This is a genomic window from Streptomyces bullii (assembly GCF_042657145.1).
Taxonomy (GTDB): Bacteria; Actinomycetota; Actinomycetes; order Streptomycetales; family Streptomycetaceae; genus Streptomyces; species Streptomyces bullii.
Map to the genome: position 1 here is coordinate 404,442 of NZ_JBHSNY010000001.1, position 24,227 is coordinate 428,668.

At 71.5% G+C, this 24,227-nt stretch carries 21 protein-coding genes, 2 tRNA genes and 1 pseudogene; 7 read left to right on the forward strand and 17 right to left on the reverse strand.

Annotation, left to right across the window (positions count from 1 at the left end):
- Positions 1-134: 134 nt before the first annotated feature.
- A complete protein-coding gene (leuS, locus tag ACFPZJ_RS01905; RefSeq protein ID WP_381016223.1) occupies positions 135-3,017 on the reverse strand; it encodes a leucine--tRNA ligase in 2,883 nt (960 codons plus the stop codon).
- A gap of 562 nt (positions 3,018-3,579) precedes the next feature.
- Here leuS and ACFPZJ_RS01910 point away from each other — a divergent pair.
- Positions 3,580-4,857: a ferric reductase-like transmembrane domain-containing protein gene (locus tag ACFPZJ_RS01910; protein WP_381016226.1), complete on the forward strand. Its 1,278-nt coding sequence runs from the start codon at positions 3,580-3,582 to the stop codon at positions 4,855-4,857.
- Positions 4,854-6,464, forward strand: a complete 1,611-nt coding sequence (locus ACFPZJ_RS01915) for an NADH-ubiquinone oxidoreductase-F iron-sulfur binding region domain-containing protein (protein ID WP_381016229.1) — start codon at positions 4,854-4,856, stop codon at positions 6,462-6,464. The genes ACFPZJ_RS01910 and ACFPZJ_RS01915 overlap by 4 nt, the downstream gene beginning before the upstream one ends.
- A 133-nt stretch (positions 6,465-6,597) precedes the next feature.
- Here the strand turns inward: ACFPZJ_RS01915 and ACFPZJ_RS01920 are convergent.
- The 4 genes and pseudogenes from ACFPZJ_RS01920 to ACFPZJ_RS01935 form a co-directional block, all read right to left on the reverse strand.
- A tRNA-Ala gene (locus ACFPZJ_RS01920) sits at positions 6,598-6,670 on the reverse strand.
- A 123-nt stretch (positions 6,671-6,793) separates the two neighbouring features.
- On the reverse strand, positions 6,794-7,027 hold the full coding sequence (locus ACFPZJ_RS01925; RefSeq protein ID WP_006136074.1) for a hypothetical protein: 234 nt from the start codon (positions 7,025-7,027) through the stop codon (positions 6,794-6,796).
- A 3-nt stretch (positions 7,028-7,030) separates the two neighbouring features.
- Positions 7,031-7,204 carry a hypothetical protein gene (locus tag ACFPZJ_RS01930; RefSeq protein WP_381016232.1) on the reverse strand — a complete coding sequence of 58 codons (174 nt, stop codon included), beginning with the start codon at positions 7,202-7,204 and terminating at the stop codon, positions 7,031-7,033.
- Positions 7,205-7,273: 69 nt separating this feature from the next.
- Positions 7,274-7,946 (reverse strand): annotated as a pseudogene (locus ACFPZJ_RS01935) (MFS transporter); the annotation flags it as partial.
- A 22-nt stretch (positions 7,947-7,968) separates the two neighbouring features.
- Here ACFPZJ_RS01935 and ACFPZJ_RS01940 point away from each other — a divergent pair.
- Together ACFPZJ_RS01940 and ACFPZJ_RS01945 are read left to right on the forward strand one after the other, a co-directional pair.
- Positions 7,969-8,232 carry an MmyB family transcriptional regulator gene (locus ACFPZJ_RS01940; RefSeq protein ID WP_381016234.1) on the forward strand — a complete coding sequence of 88 codons (264 nt, stop codon included), beginning with the start codon at positions 7,969-7,971 and terminating at the stop codon, positions 8,230-8,232.
- Positions 8,229-8,366: a hypothetical protein gene (locus tag ACFPZJ_RS01945; RefSeq protein WP_381016237.1), complete on the forward strand. Its 138-nt coding sequence runs from the start codon at positions 8,229-8,231 to the stop codon at positions 8,364-8,366. The genes ACFPZJ_RS01940 and ACFPZJ_RS01945 overlap by 4 nt, the downstream gene beginning before the upstream one ends.
- Before the next feature lie 37 nt (positions 8,367-8,403).
- Here ACFPZJ_RS01945 and ACFPZJ_RS01950 read toward each other — a convergent pair.
- The 7 genes from ACFPZJ_RS01950 to ACFPZJ_RS01980 all read right to left on the reverse strand — a co-directional run bounded on the left by ACFPZJ_RS01950 (position 8,404) and on the right by ACFPZJ_RS01980 (position 13,093).
- Positions 8,404-8,476: transfer RNA gene (locus ACFPZJ_RS01950), tRNA-Ala, on the reverse strand.
- 235 nt (positions 8,477-8,711) lie between these two features.
- Entirely contained in the window at positions 8,712-9,383 is a 672-nt protein-coding gene (locus tag ACFPZJ_RS01955; RefSeq protein WP_381016240.1) for a histidine phosphatase family protein, read from the reverse strand.
- A complete protein-coding gene (gene rsfS / locus ACFPZJ_RS01960; protein WP_381016243.1) occupies positions 9,380-9,826 on the reverse strand; it encodes a ribosome silencing factor in 447 nt (148 codons plus the stop codon). Before rsfS ends, ACFPZJ_RS01955 begins: the two co-directional genes overlap by 4 nt.
- A 171-nt stretch (positions 9,827-9,997) precedes the next feature.
- Positions 9,998-11,758 carry an LCP family protein gene (locus ACFPZJ_RS01965; protein WP_381016246.1) on the reverse strand — a complete coding sequence of 587 codons (1,761 nt, stop codon included), beginning with the start codon at positions 11,756-11,758 and terminating at the stop codon, positions 9,998-10,000.
- A 16-nt stretch (positions 11,759-11,774) separates the two neighbouring features.
- A complete protein-coding gene (nadD, locus tag ACFPZJ_RS01970; protein ID WP_381016248.1) occupies positions 11,775-12,497 on the reverse strand; it encodes a nicotinate-nucleotide adenylyltransferase in 723 nt (240 codons plus the stop codon).
- Between the two features lie 83 nt (positions 12,498-12,580).
- Positions 12,581-12,745 (reverse strand): hypothetical protein, encoded by a 165-nt coding sequence (locus ACFPZJ_RS01975; protein ID WP_381016249.1) that lies wholly within the window; start codon positions 12,743-12,745, stop codon positions 12,581-12,583.
- Between the two features lie 186 nt (positions 12,746-12,931).
- Complete coding sequence (locus ACFPZJ_RS01980) at positions 12,932-13,093, reverse strand: hypothetical protein (RefSeq protein ID WP_381016251.1); 162 nt, start codon at positions 13,091-13,093, stop codon at positions 12,932-12,934.
- A 125-nt stretch (positions 13,094-13,218) separates the two neighbouring features.
- Between ACFPZJ_RS01980 and ACFPZJ_RS01985 the strand changes: the two genes are divergently transcribed.
- Positions 13,219-14,340 carry a M48 family metallopeptidase gene (locus tag ACFPZJ_RS01985; protein WP_381016252.1) on the forward strand — a complete coding sequence of 374 codons (1,122 nt, stop codon included), beginning with the start codon at positions 13,219-13,221 and terminating at the stop codon, positions 14,338-14,340.
- A gap of 352 nt (positions 14,341-14,692) precedes the next feature.
- Here the strand turns inward: ACFPZJ_RS01985 and ACFPZJ_RS01990 are convergent, their stop codons facing one another.
- From ACFPZJ_RS01990 to proB, 5 genes are all read right to left on the reverse strand, one after another.
- Positions 14,693-15,763, reverse strand: coding sequence for an SCO2583 family membrane protein (locus ACFPZJ_RS01990; RefSeq protein WP_381016255.1), 1,071 nt, complete (start codon positions 15,761-15,763; stop codon positions 14,693-14,695).
- A 111-nt stretch (positions 15,764-15,874) separates the two neighbouring features.
- Positions 15,875-16,450 (reverse strand): SCO2584 family spore wall biosynthesis protein, encoded by a 576-nt coding sequence (locus ACFPZJ_RS01995; RefSeq protein ID WP_461096995.1) that lies wholly within the window; start codon positions 16,448-16,450, stop codon positions 15,875-15,877.
- Between the two features lie 143 nt (positions 16,451-16,593).
- Positions 16,594-17,880: a glutamate-5-semialdehyde dehydrogenase gene (locus ACFPZJ_RS02000; protein ID WP_381016259.1), complete on the reverse strand. Its 1,287-nt coding sequence runs from the start codon at positions 17,878-17,880 to the stop codon at positions 16,594-16,596.
- Between the two features lie 88 nt (positions 17,881-17,968).
- A complete protein-coding gene (locus tag ACFPZJ_RS02005; protein WP_381017271.1) occupies positions 17,969-18,427 on the reverse strand; it encodes a hypothetical protein in 459 nt (152 codons plus the stop codon).
- Between the two features lie 279 nt (positions 18,428-18,706).
- The gene (proB, locus tag ACFPZJ_RS02010; RefSeq protein WP_381016262.1) at positions 18,707-19,834 is read right to left on the reverse strand and encodes a glutamate 5-kinase; all 1,128 of its coding nucleotides are present in this window, start codon (positions 19,832-19,834) and stop codon (positions 18,707-18,709) included.
- Between the two features lie 233 nt (positions 19,835-20,067).
- Between proB and ACFPZJ_RS02015 the strand changes: the two genes are divergently transcribed.
- Together ACFPZJ_RS02015 and ACFPZJ_RS02020 are read left to right on the forward strand one after the other, a co-directional pair.
- Entirely contained in the window at positions 20,068-21,462 is a 1,395-nt protein-coding gene (locus ACFPZJ_RS02015; protein ID WP_381016265.1) for a polysaccharide pyruvyl transferase family protein, read from the forward strand.
- Positions 21,463-21,674: 212 nt separating this feature from the next.
- Entirely contained in the window at positions 21,675-23,837 is a 2,163-nt protein-coding gene (locus ACFPZJ_RS02020; RefSeq protein ID WP_381017274.1) for a hypothetical protein, read from the forward strand.
- The last annotated feature ends 390 nt before the right edge of the window (positions 23,838-24,227 follow it).

A 24,227-nucleotide genomic window follows, 5' to 3' on the forward strand; every position in this document is an offset into this window, starting at 1 on the left:
CCTCCGGCTGTCGCGGCGCACGCCGCGCCGCTCTTCCACGGTAAACGCAACGGGCAGGTCCGGAGTTCCGCCACGACCCCGAACCTGCCCGTAGGGGACTACCCCTAGCCAGGGAGTGCGCCCCGGTCCGGCGCTTACGCCGGAACGATGTTCACCAGCTTCGGCGCCCGCACGATCACCTTGCGGACCCCGGCACCGCCCAGCGCGGCGACGACCTTGTCGTCGGCCAGCGCCGCCTTCTCCAGTTCCTCGTCGGAGATTTCCGGCGACACCTCCAGTCGCGCCTTGACCTTGCCCTTGACCTGCACGACACAGGTCACGGTCTCGTCCACGACGTACGCCGGGTCGGCCACCGGGAAGTCCTGGTGGACGACCGAGCCGGTGTGGCCCAGCTTGCGCCACAGCTCCTCGGCGATGTGCGGGGCCAGCGGCGCGATCAACAGCACCAGCGCCTCGGCGACCGACCGCGGCACCGGACGGCCCGTCTTGGTCAGGTGGTTGTTCAGCTCGGTGACCTTGGCGATGGCGGTGTTGAACCGCATCCCTTCCAGGTCGCCGCGCACACCGTCGATGGCCTTGTGCAGGGCGCGCAGCGTCTCCTCGTCGGGCTCGGCGTCCACGACGGTCGTCTCGCCGGTGCTCTCGTCGACGATGTTGCGCCACAGCCGCTGCAGCAGCCGGAACTGGCCGACGACCGCGCGCGTGTCCCACGGCCGGGACACGTCCAGCGGGCCCATCGCCATCTCGTACAGGCGCAGGGTGTCGGCCCCGTACTCGGCGCAGATCTCGTCCGGAGTGACGGCGTTCTTCAGGGACTTGCCCATCTTGCCCAGCAGTCGGGAAACCTTCTCGCCCTGGTAGTAGTAGGCGCCGTCGCGCTCCTCCACCTCGGCGGCCGGCACCGCGATGCCACGGCTGTCGCGGTAGACGTAGGCCTGGATCATGCCCTGGTTGAACAGCTTGTGGAACGGCTCGGCCGAGGAGACGTGCCCCAGGTCGTACAGCACCTTGGACCAGAAGCGCGCGTACAGCAGGTGCAGCACGGCGTGCTCGGCGCCGCCGACGTACAGGTCGACACCACCGTGCGGCAGGCCCTCGCGCGGGCCCATCCAGTAGCGCTCGATCTCCGGGTCGACCAGCTTCTCGTCGTTGTGCGGGTCCAGGTAGCGCAGCTCGTACCAGCAGGAGCCGGCCCAGTTGGGCATGGTGTTGGTCTCGCGGCGGTACTTCTTCGGTCCGTCGCCCAGGTCCAGGGTGACGTTGACCCACTCCTCGTTGCGCGACAGCGGCGTCTCGGGCTGGGTGTCGGCGTCGTCCGGGTCGAAGGTGCGCGGCGAGTAGTCCTCGACCTCCGGCAGCTCCAGCGGCAGCATCGACTCGGGCAGGGCGTGGGCGACGCCGTCCTCGTCGTAGACGATCGGGAAGGGCTCGCCCCAGTAGCGCTGACGGCTGAACAGCCAGTCGCGCAACCGGTAGTTGACGGTGCCCTCGCCGATGCCCCTGTCCCGCAGCCACTCGGTGATGCGCGCCTTGGCCTCGACGACGCCCAGGCCGTCCAGGGAGATCTCGTCGTTGGAGGAGTTGATGATCTTCGCGTCGTACGACGCGACGGCGTTCTCCCACGTCGACGTGTCGGTGCCGCGGCCGTCGGTCGGCTCGACGATGCAGTGGATCGGCAGCTCGAAGGCGCGCGCGAACTCGAAGTCGCGCTGGTCGCCCGCCGGGACGGCCATGATGGCGCCGGTGCCGTAACCCATCAGGACGTAGTCGGCGATGAAGACCGGGATCTTCTCGCCGTTGACCGGGTTGGTCGCGTACGCGCCGATGAAGACGCCGGTCTTGTCCTTGGCCTCGGCCTGCCGCTCGACGTCGGACTTGGCGGCGGCCTGCGCGCGGTAGGCGGCGACGGCCTCGGCCGGGGTGGCGTGACCGCCGGTCCACACGTCGTGCGTGCCCTCGGGCCAGGCGTCCGGGGTGAACTTCTCGACCAGCGGGTGCTCGGGCGCCAGCACCATGTAGGTCGCGCCGAACAGGGTGTCGGGGCGGGTGGTGAAGACGGTGATGCGCTCGCCGTCGATCGGGAAGTCGACGCGGGCGCCCTCCGAGCGGCCGATCCAGTTGCGCTGCTGCAGCTTGATGGCCTCGGGCCAGTCCAGCTCCTCCAGGTCCTCCAGCAACCGGTCGGCGTAGGCGGTGATGCGCATGTTCCACTGGCGCAGCTTGGCCTTGAAGACGGGGAAGTTTCCGCGCTCGGAGCGGCCCTCGGCGGTGACCTCCTCGTTGGCCAGCACGGTGCCCAGGCCCGGGCACCAGTTGACCGGCGCGTCGGAGGCGTAGGCCAGGCGGTACTCGCCCAGGACGTCGGCCTTCTCGGTTGCGCTCAGCTCGCTCCACGCGCGCGTGCGGCCGTCGGCGCTCGGTACGGCGCGCTCACCGGACTCGAACTGGGCGACCAGCTCCGTGATCGGGCGGGCCTTCTTCGCCTCGTCGTCGTACCAGGAGTTGAAGATCTGCAGGAAGATCCACTGGGTCCACTTGTAGTAGTCGGGGTCGATCGTGGCGAACGACCGGCGCTTGTCGTGACCCAGGCCCAGCCGACGCAGCTGGCTCTGCATGTTCTTGATGTTGGCCTCGGTGGACACGCGCGGGTGCGTGCCGGTCTGCACGGCGTACTGCTCGGCGGGCAGGCCGAAGGCGTCGAAGCCCAGGGTGTGCAGGACGTTGTGGCCGGTCATCCGCTGGAAGCGCGCGAAGACGTCCGTGGCGATGTAACCCAGGGGGTGGCCGACGTGCAGGCCCGCACCGGAGGGGTACGGGAACATGTCCATGATGAACTTCTTGGGCTTGGCGGCCGTCTCCGGGTCGCCCGCCAGGTCGCCGCTCGGGTTGGGCGCCTCGTAGGTGCCCTCCGCGTCCCAGACGTCCTGCCAGCGTGCCTCGATCTCGGCTGCCATGGCGGCCGTGTAGCGGTGCGGCGCGGCCACCTCGGCAGTGGCAGCGGGGTTCGTCTCGCTCATGATCCTCAAAGCTCCATCGATCGTCTCTGCCGGCGGTGTGACGTTCAAGAAACGAAAAATCCCCTCACACAGGAGGGGACGCCGCGCCGATTCCGGCCACTCGACTCGTCCGGTGACCGGGAATGATCAGCGCGGCCCGCTAAGCAGAAGGCGTACGGCACGCATGGCGTCAGGGTACCGCAGCGCCGGAGCGTACCGCGACGGGCCTTCCGGAGCGCCCGCCGACTGAACAACATCGCACTCCGCGCCGTACGTCAGGGTGTGAAAGCCACGGAAAGCTGAACATGGTTCAAGTGTTACTTCGCGTAACAGCCTCTAAGGGGCATCACAACAACCACATTGTCCTTTGATAACAGCGCAATAACTCAAACCTCGTACCCATCGGTATGGCGCCGCTTAGAGTGCGGCAGCGGGACCGCTTTCCCGAACCGCTCGGAGTTGCCCCCATGAACCCTCGCCGCAGTAACAGCTCGCTCCCCCGGCCGGTCCGCCCGGTCTCCGGGGCGGCGACGGCTGCCGTTCTGCCGGTCACACCCCTCGCCGCGATGATGGGAGGTGTTTCGTGACGACGGACGACAGCACGGTGGACGACTCCTTCGCGGAGTTCCTCAACTTCGGCGTGGGCGTCCTGTCACTGGTCTGCCTCACCTGCTCGGTGATCTGGGGACTCGTCGCCCAGGACCGCGTCCTGCTCAACACGCGCCAGCGGATCCTGGCCCAGGCGGTGCACCGGATGACCGCGGTCGCCTCGATCGTCTTCCTCCTGGTGCACATCGGGGTCAAGCTCGCCCTGGACCACACCTCGTGGATCGCCGCGGTGATCCCCTTCGGGCTGCTGTTCACCGACGACGAGACCATCATGGGCAGGTCGTTCCTCATCGGCCTGGGCACACTCGCCAGCCTGCTCATGCTCTTCGTGGGCGTCACGGGCGCCCTGCGCAACCGTTTCGCGTCACCGGCGCCCGTCGCCGCCCGCTGGCGTGCCATGCACATGCTGGCCTACCCGGCCTGGTGCGCGGCGCTGGTCCACGGACTCTACGCGGGTCGCGCCGCCAAGCCGATCTTCGTCATCCTGTACGGCCTGTCCGTGGTCGGCGTCATGGCCGCCCTGGCGCTGCGTGCGGCCCCCCGCCCGGTCAAGCGCAAGGTCGCCGACCGGATCGCCGCACTGCTGGGCACCGAGGGCCGCTCCGCGCGCGAGGAGCTGGAGGAGAGCCGCGCCCGGGCCGCCGAGTCCGCGCTGCCCGGCTACGAGCGCGCCGCCGCGCCCCGTGCGATGCCCTCGGGGCCGCTGTACGAGACGGCCGAGCGCCCCGCCGCACAGGAGCCGGTCAACGGATTCGCGGCCGCCTACCGGGCCGTCTCGGCCCCTTCACGCCCCAGCGCGCAGCCGTCCTTCGCGGCGGACCAGACGGCCCGCATGGAGCTGCCGCTGGACATGCAGCCCACGGAGACCGTCCCGCGTGTGGACGGCACGGGGCCCATCCCGCGCGTCGACAGCGGCGGCAGCACCTCGGGCAACTGGCCGATCCCGTCCCCGCCGCCGGTCGGCGAGGCCCCGCCGTCGGCGTACGACCCGCTCCAGGACACCGGGTACAACATCCCGGCCTACGGCACCGCAGGCGTCGCGGGCGTCGCGGGCGTCGCGGGCGTCGCGGGCTACGGATCGAGTGACGTGTACGACACCGGTGAGACGAACGCCGTCTTCGGTACGTACAACCCGAACGACACGTACAACAACAGCGGTCCCGCCACTGAAACACTGCCCGGTGCCTCCTACGACTTCGACGCACCGGGTTCGGGCGAACCTTGGAACACGCCTTCCGGAGGCTTTAAGTGAACGAGGCCCTGCCCGACGTCCCCGAAGTCCGCGTGGTCGGCCTTCCCCAGCTCACGTCGGGCTTCGACCTTGTCGACAGACTTGACCTGCCCATGCACCTGAAGGTGCACGGGCCGCTCGAGCCGATGGGCGGCGAGCAGCTCGCCCAGCTCGCCGAACGCATCAACCTCAGGGGTCGCGGCGGTGCCGGCTTCCCCTTCCACAAGAAGCTGCGGTCGGTCGCCGAGGCGGCGATCAAGCGTGGCGTCCGGCCGGTGGTCGTCGTCAACGGCAGCGAGGACGAGCCGGCCTGCCGCAAGGACACAGTGCTGATCAACCGTGCCCCGCACCTCATCCTGGACGGCGCACTGCTGTGCGCGGAGGCGCTGGGTGCCCGCACGCTCGTGGTGGGGGTCACCCGGGAGTCCACCCAGCGGTCGATGGAGGCGGCGCTCGCCGAACGCGGTCTGAGCAACGGCCGCAGATCGGCGCTACGCGCGCGCGTGCAGCGCAATCCGGTCCGCATGGTCACCGGAGCGGCCGCCTCGCTGATCCGCTCCATCGACGGCGGCCCGGCCATCCCGCCCGGCCGCAAGATCAGCGCCTCGCAGAGCGGCGTCGGCGGGGCGCCCACGCTGCTGTCGAACGCGGAGACCTTCGCGCAGCTGGCGATCGCCGCCCGCATCGGCCCGGAGCGGTACGGCAACACCGGTCTGTACGACGAGCCGGGCACGGTCATGCTCACGGTCTCGGGCGCCGTCGCCCGCCCGATGGTCATAGAGGTCCCCACGGGCGTGCCGCTGCGCTACGTCCTCCAGCTCGCCGGCGCCCCGCCCGTCCCGCAGGGCGTGCTGACCGGCGGTTACCACGGCAAGTGGATCGACGCGGCGACGGTCAACGAGGCGATCGTCTCCCGCAACTCCCTGGACGCGGTGGGCGGTTCGCTCGGCGCCGGCGCGGTCCTGCCGATCAGTCAGGACACCTGCCCGCTGGGCGAGTCGCTGCGGGTGGCGCAGTGGCTGGCGGAGGAGAGTGCGGGCCAGTGCGGCCCCTGCTACCTGGGGCTGCCGGCCGCCGCGCGCGGCATGGAGGACATCCTCAACGGCGGCGGACCGGCCGCCTTGGAGGCCCTCAAGCAGGTCGCCAAGAACGTGAAGCGGCGCGGCGCGTGCTCGCATCCGGACGGCTCCGCGATGTTCCTGGAGTCGACCATCAAGGCGTTCACCGACGACCTCGCCGCCCATGTGCTCGGAAACGGCTGCGGACGGCCCGTGGAGGGCGTTCTGCCGCTCTTCGAGGGCAGCAGGGCCCCCACGGGCATCCCGGGCGGCGGCGAGTCGGAGCAGAACGGTCCCAGCCGCCAGAAGATCTTCGTGGACTGGACGCTGTGCCGGGGCCACGGCCTGTGCGCGGACATCCTCCCGGAGGTCTTCCAGCTCGGCGCCGACGGCTTCCCGACCGTGGCGCAGGCCTCGGTGCCGCGTTACGCCGAGGCCAAGGCGCTGCGCGCGGTGCGCCGCTGTCCGGCGCTGGCCCTGCGCATCGAGGAGGACACCCGCGGCCAGGCGCCGTCCCGTAACCTCCCGGTCCTCTCGCAGGGCCGCGGCCGCCGCGCCCTCGGCCGCTGAACACACGAAGTCGGCGGGCCGCCCCTCGTGGGTGGCCCGCCGACTTCGTCACCGCGTGTGAACGTCCGCGGGAACACTGCCGACATACGCCGAAGGCGGACCGTCCGTTCGGACGATCCGCCTTCGACTGCTGTGGAGCTAAGGAGAATTGAACTCCTGACCTCTTGCATGCCATGCAAGCGCTCTACCAACTGAGCTATAGCCCCTTGCTTTGTCCCGCCCGGTTTCCCCGGCGGCGACGCCAACATTACACGGTCCTCGGGGTCCAACACCAAATCGTTTCCGCTCCGTCCGGATTCGACCCGGTATGTCGACCCCCGTGGATCCGGTCAGGCCGTGACGAACGAGTAGAACCGCTTGAGGGTGCAGTGCTCCTCCAGGAGCCGGCCGTAGATCGGCTCACCCTCCAGTTCGCGGTACGTCTCGATCGGGTCGCCCTTTATGATCAGCGCCCGCGCGCACTCCTCGCACCAGTACTGGTAGTCGGGGTTGATCGGCTCCATGTCGCGGACGATCGGGGTCCCGCTGCCGCACCAGTCGCACTTTCGCCTGTGGGCACCCATCGATCAGCTCCAGCTGTGGCCGCAGGCCGTGCACACGTAGGAGATTCCGCCGTTGTCGCCGAGCATCTGGGCCACATGCGCGGAACCGCAGGAAGGGCAGCTGAGGCGGGTGGACATCTCCCGTGTCAACGGTGCTCCGAGGAGGTGGTCGACCTCCTCGTGGATGCTCGCAGGCATCGCAACTCCCTCCCGTCGGGCCGCGCCCCCTTCCGGCCGTTTGATTCTGCCACGACCGGACCAATACGGTCAGCGACGCCTCAGTACCAGTCCGGACACGGCACCCGCCGTGGCGGTTCCGGCCAGCGCGTACACGCACGTCGTCAGCGCCTCCGCGGAGGTATACGCCTGTGGGGCCCCAAGTGACTCAAGCCGGTTCAAGAACAGTGTGCCGAACACCGCGACACCGATCAGCTGGCCGAGCCGGGTGACCGTCGCGAGCAGCCCGCTGGTGTTCGCCGCCTCCTCGGGCCGCACCGTCGCCAGAGCGCGGGTGAGCGTCGGGCTGAGGGGGAGTGCCAGCCCTGCGCCGACGCCCGCGTAGGCGGCGAACACCAGGGCCCCGCCCTCGTCGCCGCCGTCCAGCACCAGGCCGACGCCGGCCAGGGACAGCGCGGTGAGGGCGAACCCGGCCGGCACCAGCGCCCGCTGCCACGGCACCAGCGCCCGCTGCCACGGCACCGGCCACGTACGCCAGGTCAGGCCGACGGCGCCGAAGACGACCGCGGTCGGCGCGAAGGTGAGCCCGGCGCCCAGCGGACTGTAACCGAGGCCCGCCCTGGACGTGGAGGGTGAGGGCGAACAGGAAGCCGCCGTTGACGGCCATGACCGCGAGGATGCGGAAGACGGCGAGCCCGACACCGGGGTGCCGCAGCACCCGGGGGGCGATCAGCGGGGCGCCACCGCGCCGCGCCAGCCGGGCCAGGTGGACGCGCCTGGACGGGGTGCCCAACACCCTGTGGTCGCTGTTCACGGTGCCGGAGGACGACTGCCCGCTGGTGTTCCGGGACGAGGAGCGGCCGGTGATGGTGGCGACCCTGCGCGCCGCGTACGGGCGGTATGCCCTGGAGCCGGCCTGGGAGGGCCTCATACGCCGGCTGTCGGCGGCGAGCCCGTACTTCGCGCGGCTGTGGGACACCGGTGACGTGGCGAGGCCGGGCGGCGTGTGCAGGTGTTCCGGCACGCGGAGGCGGGCGAGCTGCGGATGACGTCGCTGTCGTTGTCGATCAACGGGATGCCGGAGTGCCGGATCGTCGTCTCCACACCGGACGACGAGGAGACGGAGCGGCGGGCGGCCTGGCTGAACGAAAAATCCCGTTCCCCTCAGGGAACGGGATTCTGATCAACTGATCCTTGACAACTCAAGAGAGTCGATCCAGTGGAGCTAAGGAGAATTGAACTCCTGACCTCCTGCATGCCATGCAGGCGCTCTACCAACTGAGCTATAGCCCCTGGTCCCACGCGGCGGACCGCATGGTTTCTCGCCCCGCTCGGCGGGGCGAACAAGAAGAACTTTAGCCTGCGACCTGCCGGAAAGTGAAATCCGGTTCCCGGGGCCCCGCCGCACCGGCCCGACGCCACCCGACGGCGCCTCGGCCGCCCCCCTCGGGCGTCCGGTCCGCGCCCTCCGGGTGTCCGGTCCGCGCCCTCCGGGTGTCCGGTCCGGTGTCCGCTCCGGCCGTCCGTCTCAGTCGTCGTCGCCGAGCACCGGCTCCGGGAGGGTGCCGGCGTTGTGCTCCAGCAGGCGCCAGCCGCGCGCGCCTTCGCCGAGGACGGACCAGCAGCAGTTGGAGAGACCACCGAGGCTCTCCCAGTAGCGGGGCTCGAGGCCGAGGAGACGGCCGATGGTGGTGCGGATCGTGCCGCCGTGGCTGACCACGACGAGCGTGCCGTCCTCGGGGAGCTTGTCCGCGTGCCGGAGCACGACGGGGGCGGCGCGGTCGGCGACCTCGGTCTCCAGTTCGCCGCCGCCGCGGCGTACCGGCTCACCGCGCTTCCATGCGGCGTACTCGTCGCCGTACCGGGCGATGATCTCCTCGTGCGTCAGCCCCTGCCACACGCCCGCGTAGGTCTCGCGCAGGCCCTCGTCGAGGGTGACGTCCAGACCGGTGAGCGCGGAGAGCTCGGCGGCCGTCTTCGCGGCCCTCCGGAGGTCCGAGGCGACGATGGCGTCGGGCTTGAGGCCGACGAGCAGCCTTGCGGCACGGCGCGCCTGGGCCACGCCGGTTTCGGTGAGCTCGACGTCCGTGGTGCCCTGGAAGCGGCGCTCCACGTTCCACGAGGTCTGGCCGTGCCGCCACAGGATGACGCGGCGACCGCGGCCCGGCTTGCCGGCGGTCACCTCGCTGAAGGCGCTCACCGCCACTCACCGCCCAGGTCCGCCGCCTCCTCGGCCGCCTGCAGCTTGGCGTGCTCCTCGGCCTTGCCCCGGGTCGCCCGGGCGTCGGCGGGCAGCTCGAGCTCGGGGCAGTCCTTCCACAGCCGCTCCAGGGCGTAGAAGACGCGCTCCTCGCTGTGCTGCACGTGGACGACGATGTCGACGTAGTCGAGGAGGACCCAGCGGGCCTCGCGGTCGCCCTCGCGGCGTACCGGCTTGGCGCCGAGCTCCTTCAGGAGCCGTTCCTCGATCTCGTCGACGATCGACTTGACCTGGCGGTCATTGGGCGCGGAGGCCAGCAGGAAGGCGTCCGTGATGGAGAGCACATCACTGACGTCGTAGGCGACGACGTCGTGCGCGAGCTTGTCGGCGGCCGCCTGGGCGGCGGTGTTGATCAGTTCGACAGAGCGGTCGGTTGCGGTCACTACACGGCTTTCGGTCGGTGGTCTCTTGTCATCAAGGGTCTCACGGACCGCCGAGAGCACCCCACGTGATTACGGCAGCACGCCGCGGGGCCGCGTCACCGGTGGCGACGCGGCCCCGCGCTCGACTCCGCGCACAGCTCTCAGCACTGCTCCGCGCACTGCTCCGTCGGGCTACGACGACGGCTGGTAGTCCTGGCCGAGGACGACCGAGACGTTCGCGTTCCCCGGGACCTTGCCCTTGGTGACGGCGCTGGTGGGCAGGCCCAGGGTCTTGGCGACCTCGGTGGCGTTCTGCTTGTCGGCGGCGTCGGCGTAGGTGACCTGGGAGGTGGCCTGGCTCGCGGAGGGCGTGCCGCCCTCCAGGAAGGTGAAGCCGCCGTTGAGGAGCACGACCCGGGCCTTGTCGGTGTTGTCCTTCACGCCGCTGGCGTTCTGGACGGAGACGCTGACGGCGGCGTCCTTGTCGGGGCTCTTCGCGGTGCCGCCGAGGATGTCCTTGACGACGCCGGCACTGGCCTGGGCGCTGAGCGTGCCGTCGGCCTGGACGGGCAGCAGGGCCGTCTGGTAGTCGCCGCCCTTGGCGAGGTCGGCGAGCCGGGCGAGGAAGGCGGCGAGGTCCTTGTCGGTCAGCGGCGGCTCGATGATCTGGCCGAGGGTCTGGATCGTGGTGGTGGCGGCGCCCGGGTCGGAGGTCATCTTGCGCAGCACTCCCTGCATGACCTGCCCGAACCGCTGAAGCTGGGCGTTCTGGGCCTCGCCGGGGGCGCGGTAGGTGGCGTAGGCGACGGCCATCTTGCCGCTGAGGGTCTGGTCCGCGCCCTTGTTGACCAGGGGCGCCTCGCCCTTCTTCTTGGCGGCCGGGTCGGGCACGTCGGCGTTGGTGTCGATGTCGATGGTGCCCACGAGGTCGACGAGGTTCTGCAGGTAGGGGGTGTCCAGCCGCCAGGTGCCCTCGATGTCGGTGCCCAGGGCCGTGTCCAGGGCCTGGCGGGTGCCTTCGGAGCCGTCGTCGTCGACCGACTTGGCGAGCGTCGTCGTGGTGCCGTCGTCGCTGGTCAGCGCGAGGGAGTTGGGCAGCAGGACGGTGGTGCCCTGCTTGGTGGTGGTGTTGTCGACCAGCAGCGCCGTGGAGGTGCCGCCCTTCTTGGTGTCGTGCAGGTGGACGACGATCACGTCGCGCTTCTGGGCGCCCACCGGTGTCGCGGTGTCCGTCTTGGAGCCGGAGGTGGACAGTCCGGGCAGCTTCCCGGCGTACCAGAGGTAGCCGACGCCGCCGACCGCGGCCAGGGCCAGGACGACGGCCAGAGCGATCACGCGGGCGCGTGCGCGGCGCCGGGCCTCTTCACGGCGTTCGGTGCGGTTCTCCGTGAACTTCAGCCAGTCGATGACGTCCTCGGAGTCGTCATCGGGCTCCTCGACGAAGGCGAACTGCTCGGTGCGGTACTCCGGTTCGCCCGCGTCCCGGGCCGGGCGCCCGTGGTCACCGGATTCCTCGACCGGGCCGGCCTGCTGCGGGATGTAGGCGGTCTGTTCGGCGACCCGGGGCTGCGGGCCGCCGGCCGCGGTCCGGCCGTACGGGTCGTACGGCGTCGCGGTCCCTCCGGTGCCGCCGTGTCCCCCGGTCCCTTGGCCACCGGTGCCGTGGCCACCGGCGCCGTAGGGGTCGTAGGAGGGGGCGGGTGGCTGCCGGCCCGTGTCGTAGCCGCCGTACGGGGGCGCGGACTGCTGCTGTCCCGTGGCGTACGGGTCGTAGCCGTAGCCCTGCTGCTGCCCGTGCTCCGGGTACGGGTCGTACGTCTGCTGCCCGGTCGGCTGGGCCGGGATCTGGCGGTAGACGGGCCGGCCGTACTCGTCGTAGCCGACGAGTTCGTACTGGTCATCCCCGTAGCCCGACTGGTCGCCGCCGTAGCCCGCGTCGTATCGGTCGTTCACCGGTGCCCCTCTCGGCTCACTCGCCGCGGTACAGCTGGCGCTTGTCGATGTAGCGCACGACTCCGTCCGGCACCAGATACCAGATGGGGTCGCCCTTGGCGACTCTCGCGCGGCAGTCGGTGGAGGAGATGGCGAGGGCCGGGACCTCGACGAGGGAGACGCCGCCCTCGGGGAGCCCGGGGTCGTTCAGGTGGTGGCCGGGCCGGGTGACCCCGATGAAGTGTGCGAGGGAGAACAGTTCCGCGCTGTCCCGCCAGGTCAGGATCTGGGCGAGGGCGTCGGCGCCGGTGATGAAGAACAGGTCGGTGTCCGGGTTGAGGGCGCGCAGGTCGCGCAGGGTGTCCACGGTGTAGGTGGGGCCGCCGCGGTCGATGTCGATGCGGCTCACCGAGAACTGCGGGTTCTCGGCGGTCGCGATGACCGTCATCAGGTAGCGGTCCTCGGCCGGGGAGACCTTCCGGTGGGTCTTCTGCCAGGGCTGGCCGGTCGGCACGAACACGACCTCGTCGAGGTGGAACTGCGCGGCGACCTCACTGGCCGCCACGAGGTGCCCGTGGTGGATCGGGTCGAAAGTGCCGCCCATCACGCCGAGGCGGCGCTTGCCCGTGTTCGACGGGTCGCTTCCGGCGCCGTCGGCGCGGCGGGGCGCCGGGCGGTGCGCGGTGCCGCTCGCCGTGCCCTGGGCCGTGTCGTGCGGCGTGCCGTTCGCCGGACCGGTAGGCATGTCCTGCTCTCCCATGCGTGCAGACCCTACCGGCCCGGCCTGAGCGCCCCCGCCGTCAGTCCCCTCGGGCGCAGGCGCGCGGAGGGCACTCGCGGAACTCAGCGGTCGCGGTTGAAGCGGGTGGTGATCCACAGCATGAGCAGCAGGATGAACAGCGCGCCGCCACCGGTGAGGTAGGGGCTGAGGCTCTCGTGGTTGCCGCCGTGCTCCTGGCCCTCGGCGGCGAGGGTGACCAACTGGGCAGCGGTGCTGGGGAAGCTCATCTTCGGCAGGACCTATCGCGTGTGGGCGGGATAAAGACGTCGGCTCATCGTAAGCGGGTCACCGTACGACGATCACGCCGACTCCACCCTTGCGCGCACCCGGGCCGCCGCCGGGCACGGCATGTGCGGCCCCGTGCCGACGGCCCGGGCGGGGCTGGGGGCCTGGCCGGGAACCTTCCCGCCGGCTCAGTCGTCCTTCCGTCTGTAGCCCCGCAGCAGGAACCACGCGGTCAGCACACAGCCCACGATCATCACGACCAGCACGACCCGGAGCAGATCCCCGGCCCCTTGCTGCTCGGCGGCGCCCGCGGCCTCGGTGAGCCAGGCGGCCGGAGGGGTGTGCTCCATGACGCGGTCTCCTTCGCTGCACTGCCCGTCCACGGTATCTCCGCCTAGGCTGGGCTCTGCCTCGGGGACGCAAAGGGCCGCACAAGGGGCCGCAAAGGTCCGTACACACGCACATGGGGGAAGACATGTCCGACGGCCACGAGCACAGCGGGCACGGGAACGTGCCGAGCAGGCAGCGCAGGCGCTTCCCCGGAATCTCCTCGCGTGCGTACGAGCACCCGGCCGACCGCTCCGCCCTGGTGGCGCTGCGCAAGCTGAGCGGTTTCGACACGGTGTTCAAGGCTCTCAGCGGCCTGCTGCCCGAGCGCAGTCTGCGGCTGCTGTTCCTGTCCGATTCGGTGCGCGTCTCGGACCAGCAGTTCGCGCACCTCAACGACATGTTGCGGGACGCCTGCTACATCCTGGACCTGGAGAAGGTCCCGCCGATGTACGTCAACCAGGACCCGCAGCCCAACGCGATGTGCATCGGCCTGGACGAGCCGATCATCGTCGTCACCACCGGCCTCGTCGAGCTGCTCGACGAGGAGGAGATGCGGGCGGTCATCGGCCACGAGGTCGGGCACGCGCTGTCCGGGCACTCGGTCTACCGGACCATCCTGCTGTTCCTGACCAGCCTCGCCGTCCGGGTGGCGTGGATCCCGCTCGGCAACTTCGCGATCATGGCGATCGTGACGGCGCTGCGGGAGTGGTTCCGCAAGTCGGAGCTGTCCGCGGACCGCGCGGGTCTGCTGGTGGGCCAGGATCTGCAGGCCTCCATGCGGGGCCTGATGAAGATCGCGGGCGGCAACCACCTGCACGAGATGAACGTGGACGCGTTCCTGGAGCAGGCCGAGGAGTACGAGGCCGGGGGCGACCTGCGCGACTCCGTGCTGAAGATCCTCAACGTGCTGCCCCGCTCCCACCCCTTCACCACCGTGCGGGCGGCCGAGCTGAAGAAGTGGGCCGAGTCCCGGGACTACCAGCGGATCATGGACGGGCACTATGCGCGGCGGGACGAGGACACGGACACCTCGGTGCGGGACTCCTTCCGCGAGTCGGCGTCCAGCTACGCCAGCAACGTGCGCAGCTCCAAGGACCCGCTGATGAAGCTGGTCAACGACATCGCCGGCGGCGCCGGGGACCTGGGCGACCGGGTCCGCCGCGGCTTCGGCGGCTTCACGGCCACCGCCCCGAAGCCGCCCCGCGGCCCGGAGACGCCGGGCACGTCGGAGACTCCGGACGACCGTCCGCCGCGCGACGAGGAGTGAGCCACGGGGGATCCAGGGCGGCGGGACGCAAGCAGCTCAGGACGACGGGAGACCAGAGCCCGCAGCCCGCGGCCGATGCAGGACGACGGGACGCCGGCCCCCAGGACCGAAGCCAACCGAGGACAGGGGAACGCCAGCGCCCTGGCCCGCAGCCAACCCAGGACGGGGCGGAGCGCCAGACCCCAGGACCGTGGCAGCCGCCCCAGGACGGGGCGGAGCGCCAGACCCCAGAACCGCGGCAGCCGCCCCAGGACGGGGCGGGACGCCGAGGCCCGGGGCCGCGGCCGACAGGGCCGGCAGTGCGCCTGGCCGTGCCCGGCCACCACCCGCTCCCCTCACCGGCAGGCAGGGCTCACACCTTCGGCTGGGCACTCGTCGCCAGTGACCCGCACAGCGCCGTGGCGCTGCCCGTCGCATACGGGTCCGTGCCGGCGGGACCGCCTTCCTTGGCCGTCTGGCCGACCAGCAGCGGGCGCAGATGGTTCGTGGCGTCCTCCGCGCAGGACAGCGGGCCTGCCTGGAGGTAGGAGACGACGAGCTGGGTCTGGTGCACGCGCAGGTCGTCACGGTCGAAGCGGAACTGCAGCTCGCGCCGGACGGTGAACAGCGACGCCTGCGCCTCGGCGTCGGCGCCGGCCGGCCGCAGCGCGTACACGAAGGTGTGGTCCGCGGTGACCTCGAGGGTGGACGAGTCGGCCTCGGCCGCCTGCAGGGTGCCCTGAACGCGGATCTTGCGGTCGGCCAGCTCGGTGCGGGAGGGGTCGAAGCGGACGAGCCATCCGGTGGGCGCGTGCCGGCCGTCCGCGGCGGGCCGCGCGAAGCTCTCGTCGAACTGGTCGAGCTGGTCGGGGTCGAGCAGGACGCGCACGGGGCGGACCTGCCCGCCGACGACGACCTCCGGGTCGAGCGAGGAACGGACGAGGTACTCCTTGGCGGTGGTCAGCGCGGTGACGACCTGGCTGTCCGAGAAGTGGGCGGTACGACGGGAGGCGGGCAGCGGTATGCCCTCGGCACCGACCCGGAACTGCGCGGCGGGACTGCGCGCGTACAACCGTTCGACGTCGGTGGTGCCGGGCACCTCACCCTCCGGGGCGAGCGGGATGACGGTCATCCGCAGCGGCTCGGCCGCGACACGGTCGGTGGGGGTCTGGTACGGGTGCCGGACACCCATGTAGATCGCCGTGCCGAAGGCGACGGCGATCAGGACGACCAGGACCAGCACCTGCCGGGACAGGCCCCGGCGCAGCGGTGGGCGGCGGCGTACGGCGGGTGCGTGGTCGGCGATGCGCTCCTGGGCGGAGTACTCCTGGAGGCGCGCAGCGCGGACGAACGATTCGTCGAAGACGACGGACCGGTACTCGTCCTCTCCACCTCCTGGGGCTCCCTCGGGTGTCCCCTCAGGCGGGTCTCCAGGCCCTCCCATATCTTCAGAGTAGGTCGCCGGGAGCCCGGGTAAACGCCCTGCCGCACGACAAGTTCTGACAGGTTCTCAACAGCCTCGCCGGGGCATCACCGCCGGTCTGCCGAGCACCGCTCAGGGGTTGCGCGGGATCACGGAGACGGCCGGCTGGGAGTGGTCGGCGGACGCGGAAGGGACCGCCGCGCCGCCCTGTTCCAGGCCGGTCGAGGCGGGCGCCGGCACCTTGTCCTCGCGGCTGGAGGACGCACCCCGGTAGACGGCCGTGAAGGCCAGCGCGACCATGCCGATGCCCATCACGAGGGCGAGGATCCAGGCGACGGGGCGGCGCCAGCGGACCTGCTTGCCGTACCCCCCGGGGGCGCCGTAGCCGTCTTCCAGGAGGTCGGCGTCGTCCAGGTCGTCGAAGTCGAGGTCGCGGCCGAAATCGCCGCGCTCGTCGCGGCCGTACCCGTCGTCGTACCGCTCGCCGCGGGCGTGTGCCCGGCGGGCCTCGGCCTCGGAGGCCTCGGCTCTCGCCTGCGCGGCGGCCAGGAGGCGTTCGACGGCGGTCGGCTCGTGCACCACGGCCGCCCGTACGAAGGCCTCGTCGAAGACCACGGAGGCGAACTCTTCGTCCGACACCCCGCGGTCGTGGTCGTCGTCGGGCTCCCAGCCGTCAGGGAACGGCGTGCCCCCCACGTCCTCCGGCACGGATCCAGAGTAGACCGGGGGGGTCAATTTGGGCAGACGGTATGGAAATTCATCCGGCTGGTGAGACGGCTTTCAGGCGGCCCGGTGCGGCGCACGCGCTGTCCGCCGGCGCCTGCCACGCGCATATGCGCCGCCCGTCCGCCTCAGCGCCGTACGTGTCCGTCCCCGGTCACGATGTACTTCGTGCTGGTCAGCTCCGGCAGGCCCATCGGTCCGCGGGCGTGCAGCTTCTGCGTGGAGATGCCGATCTCCGCGCCGAAGCCGAACTGGCCGCCGTCGGTGAAGCGGGTGGAGGCGTTCACCGCGACCGTGGTCGAGTCGACCAGTTGGGTGAAGCGGCGGGCGGCCTGCTGCGAGGTGGTCACGATGGCCTCGGTGTGGCCGGAGGTCCACAGCCGGATGTGCTCGACGGCCTTGTCCAGCGAGTCGACCACCGCTGCGGCGATGTCGTACGACAGGTACTCGGTCTCCCAGTCCTCGGCCGTCGCCTCGACGACGGCCGCCCTGGAGTCCTTGGCGTACGCCATCACCCGCTCGTCGGCGTGCACGGTGACACCGGCGTCGGCGAGGGCGTCCAGGGCGCGGGGCAGGAACTCGGCGGCGATGTCCTGGTGGACCAGCAGGGTCTCGGCGGCGTTGCAGACGCCGACCCGCTGGGCCTTGGAGTTGATCAGGATCTCGACTGCCATGTCGAGGTCGGCGGCGGCGTCGACGTAGACGTGGCAGTTGCCGGTGCCGGTCTCGATGACCGGGACGACGGACTCCTGGACGACCGTGTTGATCAGCGAGGCGCCGCCGCGCGGGATCAGGACGTCCACCAGGCCCCGGGCGCGCATCAGCTCGCGCACGCTGTCGCGGCTCTCGCCGGGGACGAGCTGGATGGCGTCGGCGGGCAGCCCGGCCCCGCCCACGGCGTCCCGCAGGACCCGCACGAGCGCCGTGTTCGACCGGTAGGCCGAGGACGAGCCGCGCAGCAGTACCGCGTTGCCGGACTTCAGGCACAGGGCGGCGGCGTCGACGGTCACGTTCGGCCGGCCCTCGTAGATGATCCCGACGACGCCGAGCGGCACGCGGACCTGGCGCAGGTCGATGCCGTTGGGCAGCGTGGAGCCGCGCACGACCTCGCCGACCGGGTCGGGCAGCGCCGCGACGTCGCGCACGTCGGAGGCGATCGCGCGCACCCGCTCCGGGGTGAGCGTGAGCCGGTCGATCATGCCCTCGCTGGTGCCGGCCTCGCGCGCCTTGGCCACGTCCTGGGCGTTGGCCTCGACGATCTCACTCGTACGGACCTCCAGCGCGTCCGCGATGGCGAGCAGCGCGTCGTCCTTCTCGGCCCGCGGCAGCGGAGCGAGGCCGGCTGCGGCGGCCTTGGCGCGGTAGGCGGCCTGGGTGACCGGGGACATCGAGTCGTACGGCGAAAGCGTGGTCATGAGGGAAGAGTAGTGCGCTCGCGGGGTGGGTTCCCCGGTCGTTCCACACCCCGAGACAGGAGCAAGTGCAGCAAAACCCGCGTAGGGCTCAAAAGGGGTGAACACCGACCGGTGACGCCGGGGGCGGGCCGTACCCCTCGGCGATGCGCTGGTGGTAGGTGGCGCGGTCGATGACCTCCAGGCCGACGATCTCCCAGGGCGGCAGCCCGGCGGTCTGCCGGTGCTCGCCCCACAGGCGCAGGGCGACGGCGGCCGCGTCGTGCAGGTCGCGGGCCTCCTCCCAGTAGCGGATCTCGGCGTGGTCGCCCGCGTATCTGCTGGTCAGGAGGAAGGGATGGTCGTGGGCGAGCTGTTCCAAAGCGCGCCGGACCTCCGTCAGCGGGGCCTCCTGCCCGGAGACGCTGAGGGTGATGTGCCACAGGCGCGGGGTGTCCGCCGGCTGCTCACCGGAGAACCGGTCCCCGGCCGCGACGCTCGTCAGGGCGCGCTCCTCGCCGGCCGCCCGGGAGCCGGCACCACCGCGGGACGCCGTCGTCCCTGGGCGCACTCGTCTCACGACGGCCTCCTTCACACAGCGGTGCTCGTGCGGAATGTGTCCCTGGGACAAAGTTGAGCAGGCCGCAAGGGATCGCGTGGCGATTTCGCGGAACGTCCACCAGCGGGGATCGGACGTTTCGATCCATTACGGGCTGCCGTACGGAACCTTTACGGACCTCCGTGGGGATCGCCGCGGAGGCGCATAGGGATACCGCCCTGCCCCGCACGGACCGGATACGGACCGGCTACGGCCCCCGCGTGGTCCGACTGGCAGGCCGCGCGGCCTCGTCTACGGCTGCAGGAGCACCAGGTCGTCCCGGTGGACGACCTCGCGTTCGTAGGCCGGTCCGAGGTCGCGGGCGAGTTCCCGGGTCGAGCGGCCGATCAGAAGGGGGATCTCCTTGGCGTCGAAGTTGACGAGCCCGCGGGCCACCGCGCGCCCCTCGGCGTCCCGCAGTTCGACGGGGTCACCGGCGCTGAACTCGCCCTCGACGGAAGCGATCCCGGCCGGCAGCAGCGACTTGCGGCGCTCCACGACCGCCCGCACGGCGCCGTCGTCCAGCGTCAGCGAGCCCTGCGGGGTGGAGGCGTGCTGGAGCCACAGCAGCCGGTCGGCGGAGCGCTTGCCGGTGGGGTGGAAGTAGGTGCCGGTGTCCTGGCCGGTCAGCGCGTCCGCCGCGTGGATCGCGCTGGTCAGCACCACGGGGATGCCGGCGGCGGCCGCGATCCGGGCGGCCTCGACCTTGGTGACCATGCCGCCGGTGCCCACGCCGGCCTTGCCCGCGCTGCCGATCTCCACGTCCGCGAGATCCTCGGGACCCCGCACCTCCGCGATCCGCGAGGTGCCCGGCTTGCCGGGGTCGCCGTCGTACACGCCGTCCACGTCCGAGAGCAGGACCAGCAGGTCGGCGCGGACCAGGTGGGCGACGAGGGCGGCGAGGCGGTCGTTGTCACCGAAGCGGATCTCGTCGGTGGCGACGGTGTCGTTCTCGTTGACGACCGGGAAGGCGCCCATCGCCAGGAGCTTGTCGAGGGTGCGGGAGGCGTTGCGGTGGTGGGAGCGGCGGCTCATGTCGTCGCTGGTCAGGAGCACCTGGCCGACCCGGACGCCGTAGCGGGCGAAGGAGGCGGTGTAGCGGGCCACGAGCAGGCCCTGGCCGACGCTGGCGGCGGCCTGCTGGCGGGCCAGGTCCTTGGGGCGGCGGCGCAGGCCCAGCGGGGCGAGTCCGGCGGCGATGGCGCCCGAGGAGACGAGGACGATCTCCTTCTCCCCGCCGCTGCGCACCTTGGCGAGGACGTCGACGAGCGCGTCGACCCGGTCGGCGTCCAGGCCGCCCGAGGCGGTCGTCAGCGACGAGGAACCCACCTTGACGACGATCCTGCGGGCCTCGCCCACGGCCTGCCTTGCCCCTGCCACCTGTGCTCTTCCCCCTTGCCTGCGTTCCTTCCCTGTCCGGCAATCTACGCGAAGCGGATCGGGCGGCGCGCACCGGTCCGGCCTCCGGACAGCCACCGGCGTACGCGCGACCGTCACCGTCGGCTTTCCTTTGCTCACGCGTCGCATACGGCAAAAAGGTTGTGTTGGTTGCCTATAGAAATTAAAGGTCGCGCAAACATACGTTGAACGCTGTGTCACACAACGTTCGCCGCGTGAAGCGGATCCTCCTCCGATCGGGGAAGAGCCCCTACGACGTCGTGCCCGTGGAGGACGCCCTCCAGCGCGACGTCATCGCCACCAACTCGGGCAATCTCATCTTCAGCGACGCCGCGCACAAGATTCTCGAGACACCGCACACCGAGGTGGTCTCGAACGGCATCCGCACGGACGTGGCCGCGGCCGGCAGGATCAACGAGGAGTGCGACGCCTTCGTCGTCCCGCTCGCCAACGCCTTCCGGCCGTCCTTCGAGCCCCAGCTGAAGCGGCTGACGCGGCTGATCAGGAAGCTGCGGATCCCGGTGGTCGTGCTGGGCGTCGGCGCCCAGGCCGGGGTGAGCTACAACCCGGCGCGGCTGAAGCCGATGGAACCGGCCGTGCGCGACTTCGTCTCGGCGGTGCTCGACCGCAGCGCCTCGATCGGGGTGCGGGGCGAGTTCACCGAGACGTACCTGAAGAGCCTGGGCTTCAAGGACGTGGAGGTCATCGGCTGCCCGTCGCTGTTCCTGTACGGCAAGGAACTCGCCGTACAGAAGCGGGAGCAGGAGCTGACGCCGGCCTCCCTGATCGCGGTCAACGGCTCGCACAGCGCCGTGAAGAAGCAGGGCCTGGACCGGATCATCCGGCGCACCCACGCCCAGTACCCGAACCTGCGCTTCATCGGCCAGAACCTCAGCGACGCACGGCAGTTGCACTGGCGGGACCTGTCCGACCCGAACGGTCAGGTGACGGCGATGCCGACGCACCCCGACCACCCGATGTACCGGGAGGGCAAGGTCCGCGTCTACATCGACCCGGTCACCTGGATCGACGACCTGCGCGCCTTCGACTTCTCCTTCGGCTCCCGCATCCACGGCAACATCGCGGCGCTGCTGGCCGGTACGCCCGCGACCGTGCTGTGCGGCGACTCGCGCACGCTGGAGCTGTGCCGCTACTTCGAGATACCGCACCGGCGGATCGACGAGCTGCCCGAGGACCTCGACCCGGCACGGCTGTACGAGGAGGCGGACTTCTCGGGACTGACGGGGAATCACCAGACGCGATTCGAGCGGTTCACGGCGTTCCTGGACCGCAACGGGCTGGAGAACACCTTCACGCACGGCGACGGCGGGGCCGCCTTCGACGCCCGGATGCGGGCGCTGTCCTTCCCGCCGGGCATCCGCCCGTGGAACGACACCGACATGGCCTCGCTCGCCCCGCGCCTCGGCTGGCTGAGCGGTCGTGTGGCCGAACTGTCCGCGGACAACGAGCGACTGAGGCGCGAGCTGGACCGGGCCAAGGCCGCCGCCAAGGCGTCCGGGAGCACGCCCGTGACGAGCTCGGTGTACCGCAAGGCCCGCCGGGTGGTGGGCCGTCCGATCCGGCGGGCACTCCAGGCGGGGCGCCAGTAGGAACGGCGGCAGGGGAGACAGGCGGGGGCCAGGAGGAACAGCGGCAGCGGCTACCAGCAGGGCGTGGGCAGGGGCAGCAGCGAAAGGGGCCGGGGCCGGGAGTCCATAACATCTCACGGTCACTCCAGGGCTTCAGGACACGCGCGTGTCGTCCGGAGGTCGGTGCGCGTTAACCCGGGCGCCTGTCCCTCGACGAACCTGGAGTGACCGCAGTGCCCCTACCCCTGCCCCGGCGACGGCAGCCGGCCCCCCGCCCCCCGGCCCCCCGGCCGCGACCCGCGCCCGCCCTGACCGGCCGGGCCGTACGGTTCCTGCGGCGGCCTGCCGCCGGCCAGGCGCTGGTCGCCGCCGTCCTGGCCGCCGCGTTCGGCGCGCAGGCCGTGGCGGCGCTGCTGCCGCACATGCCGCTGCTGCTCGCGGCGACCGCCGCGTCCCTGGCCACCGAAGCCGCGCTGTGCCGGTGGCAGCGCGGGGTGCTGTCGCTGTTCGCGAAGTCGCACGCGGACGTCTCCGTGCGGCATGTCCTGCGGGATCTGCTGCTGGTGGTGGGTCTGCTGCGGCTCGGCGAGCAGGACCGCGAGTCGGTGTACGCCCCGCTCGTCGCCGGTCTGCTCGCCTTCTACGCGCTGCACTGCGCCGTCCAGGCGGTGTCGGTGCTGGTGCGCCGCACCCGGACGCTGCCGGTGGTGACCCGGAACATCGACGCCTCGGCGCTGCGGCTGTCCCCCGCGCCGCCCGCGCTGCTGCGCCGCCCCGGCCACCGGCTGCTGGCCTTCGGCCTGCCGGCGACGGCCGGGCTGCTCGCCACGGCCGTGGCCGACGCACCGCTGTGCGGCGCCGCGGGCCTGGCCGTCTCCCTCCTGCTGGCGCTCACCGGCCTGGGCGTGCTGCTGCTGCGGCTGCTGCCGGGCCGCCGTCCGGCGGGCGAGGAGGAGGTACTGGAGTGGTTCGACGCATGGCTGGCGGAGTACCGGCCGACCGTCGGCCTGTACTTCTCCGGCGGCGCGTCCTCCGCGTACCAGGCGAACATGTGGCTGGAGCCGCTCGCGAAGCTCGACGCCAGGCCCGTCATCGTCCTGCGCGAGCGGTTCATGGTGCAGAAGATCGCCGCGACCGACATCCCGGTCGTCTGCCTGCCGAAGGTCTCGACCCTGATGCGCCTGGAGCACTCCACGCTCCAGGTCCTCATCCACCCGTCGAACTCCGGCAAGACCTCCCAGGTGCTGCGCATCCCCACGATCAAGCACACCTTCGTCAACCACGGCGAGAGCGACAAGCTGTCGTCGTGCAACCCGTACGCGAAGGCGTACGACGAGGTGTGGGTGGCCGGACCCGCGGCGCGGGAGCGGTACGCGCTGGCCGACGTGGGCGTCGAGGACAAGGACGTCGTGGAGATCGGCCGACCGCAACTGGACGCCGTACGGCCGTACGACGGCCCGCCCACCGGGACGTACACCACGGTGCTGTACGCGCCGACCTGGGAGGGCTGGGACGGCAACCCCGGCAACACCTCGGTGATCGCGGCCGGGGAGAACCTGGTGCGGGCGCTGCTCGCGGACCCGGGTGTGCGGCTGCTGTACAAGCCGCATCCGCTGACGGGGTCGGTGGACCCGCGGGCGGGCGCCGCCGATCTGCGCATCCGGGAGCTGATCCGGGCGGCCAACCGGGAGCGCTCGTGCGCCCGTCCCGCTGTCGACGGTGGGGAACTGGCCCGTCTTACGGCGGAGTTGGACCGGCTCACCACGTCCGTGTTCCGGTCCGCCGCCGACCAGGTGGAGCGGATGCTGGTGCAGTGCGCGCCCGAGCCGGGGCGGGCCGATGCGGTGGCACGGGCCACGGCCGCCTGGGAGGAGGCGTACTGGGCGTCGCTGCCGGAGGGTGAGCACCAGATCGTCACGGACGCCCGGCCCGCGCTGTACTCCTGCTTCGACCGGGCCGACCTGCTGATCAGTGACGTGTCGAGCGTGATCAGCGACTTCCTGGCGAGCGAGAAGCCGTACGCGGTGGCGAACACCAGCGGACTGCCCAAGGACGCGTTCCGTGCGGCCTTCCCGACGGTGGCCGCGGCGACCGTGCTGACGCCGGACGGGGCCGGGGTGGCCGAGCTGCTGGAGACCGTCCGGCACCCGGAGAAGGACCGGCTGGCCGGGGCACGCGCCGCGCTGAAGCTCCGCCTGCTGGGCCCGGCCGAGCCGCCGTCCCAGGAGCGCTTCGACACGGCCGTCCGGAACCTGTGCGCCGCGGCCCGGAACCACCGGGCCCGGGTGACGGAACGGCTGACCGCGGAGCTTCCGGCGCAGCGGCGGGCGGTCGGCGAGGAACGGGCGGCCGTCCAGGGCACCGTGGGCGTCCCGGGGACCGAAACGGCGCCCTAGCGCGAGCCCCGGGCCGACTGGGTGCGACCCGGTCGGTACGGCGGGTGGGAAAGAGGCGGGCGGCGGGCGGCGGGTGCGCGGGCCGTCGGTACGGCGGGTGCCCGGGCCGACGGACCGCGGGTGCCCGGGCCGACCGGGGCGGGGTCTCCCGCGGTGCCGGTGTCGTCGGCTCCGAGACAGGCACGCCCAGTCGTGACCCGTCCCCCGGGTGCCCGGGCCGACGGCTCCGCCACCAGCCCTCCCGAAAGCCCCCGTACCGACGGCTCCGACACCAGCGCACCGTGGCGTGCCGTCCCAGGCCCCCGGCGCCGACGGCTCCGAAACACCGGCCACCCGGTCCTGGCGGGCCCCGCAAGCTGCCGTGCCGACCGCTCCGACACACCGCCGCAC

Excerpts from the sequence above, each read along its gene's own strand:
- ACFPZJ_RS01975 (WP_381016249.1), bottom strand. The coding sequence starts at position 12,745 with ATGAGCTTCCCCAGCACCGCTGCCCAGTTGGTCACCCTCGCCGCCGAG.
- nadD (WP_381016248.1), bottom strand. The coding sequence starts at position 12,497 with ATGGGAGAGCAGGACATGCCTACCGGTCCGGCGAACGGCACGCCGCAC.
- ACFPZJ_RS01990 (WP_381016255.1), bottom strand. The coding sequence starts at position 15,763 with ATGGGAGGGCCTGGAGACCCGCCTGAGGGGACACCCGAGGGAGCCCCA.
- ACFPZJ_RS02000 (WP_381016259.1), bottom strand. The coding sequence starts at position 17,880 with ATGACCACGCTTTCGCCGTACGACTCGATGTCCCCGGTCACCCAGGCC.
- leuS (WP_381016223.1), bottom strand. The coding sequence starts at position 3,017 with ATGAGCGAGACGAACCCCGCTGCCACTGCCGAGGTGGCCGCGCCGCAC.
- ACFPZJ_RS01945 (WP_381016237.1), top strand. The coding sequence starts at position 8,229 with ATGACGTCGCTGTCGTTGTCGATCAACGGGATGCCGGAGTGCCGGATC.
- ACFPZJ_RS01930 (WP_381016232.1), bottom strand. The coding sequence starts at position 7,204 with ATGCCTGCGAGCATCCACGAGGAGGTCGACCACCTCCTCGGAGCACCG.
- ACFPZJ_RS01980 (WP_381016251.1), bottom strand. The coding sequence starts at position 13,093 with ATGGAGCACACCCCTCCGGCCGCCTGGCTCACCGAGGCCGCGGGCGCC.
- ACFPZJ_RS01925 (WP_006136074.1), bottom strand. The coding sequence starts at position 7,027 with ATGGGTGCCCACAGGCGAAAGTGCGACTGGTGCGGCAGCGGGACCCCG.
- ACFPZJ_RS01985 (WP_381016252.1), top strand. The coding sequence starts at position 13,219 with ATGTCCGACGGCCACGAGCACAGCGGGCACGGGAACGTGCCGAGCAGG.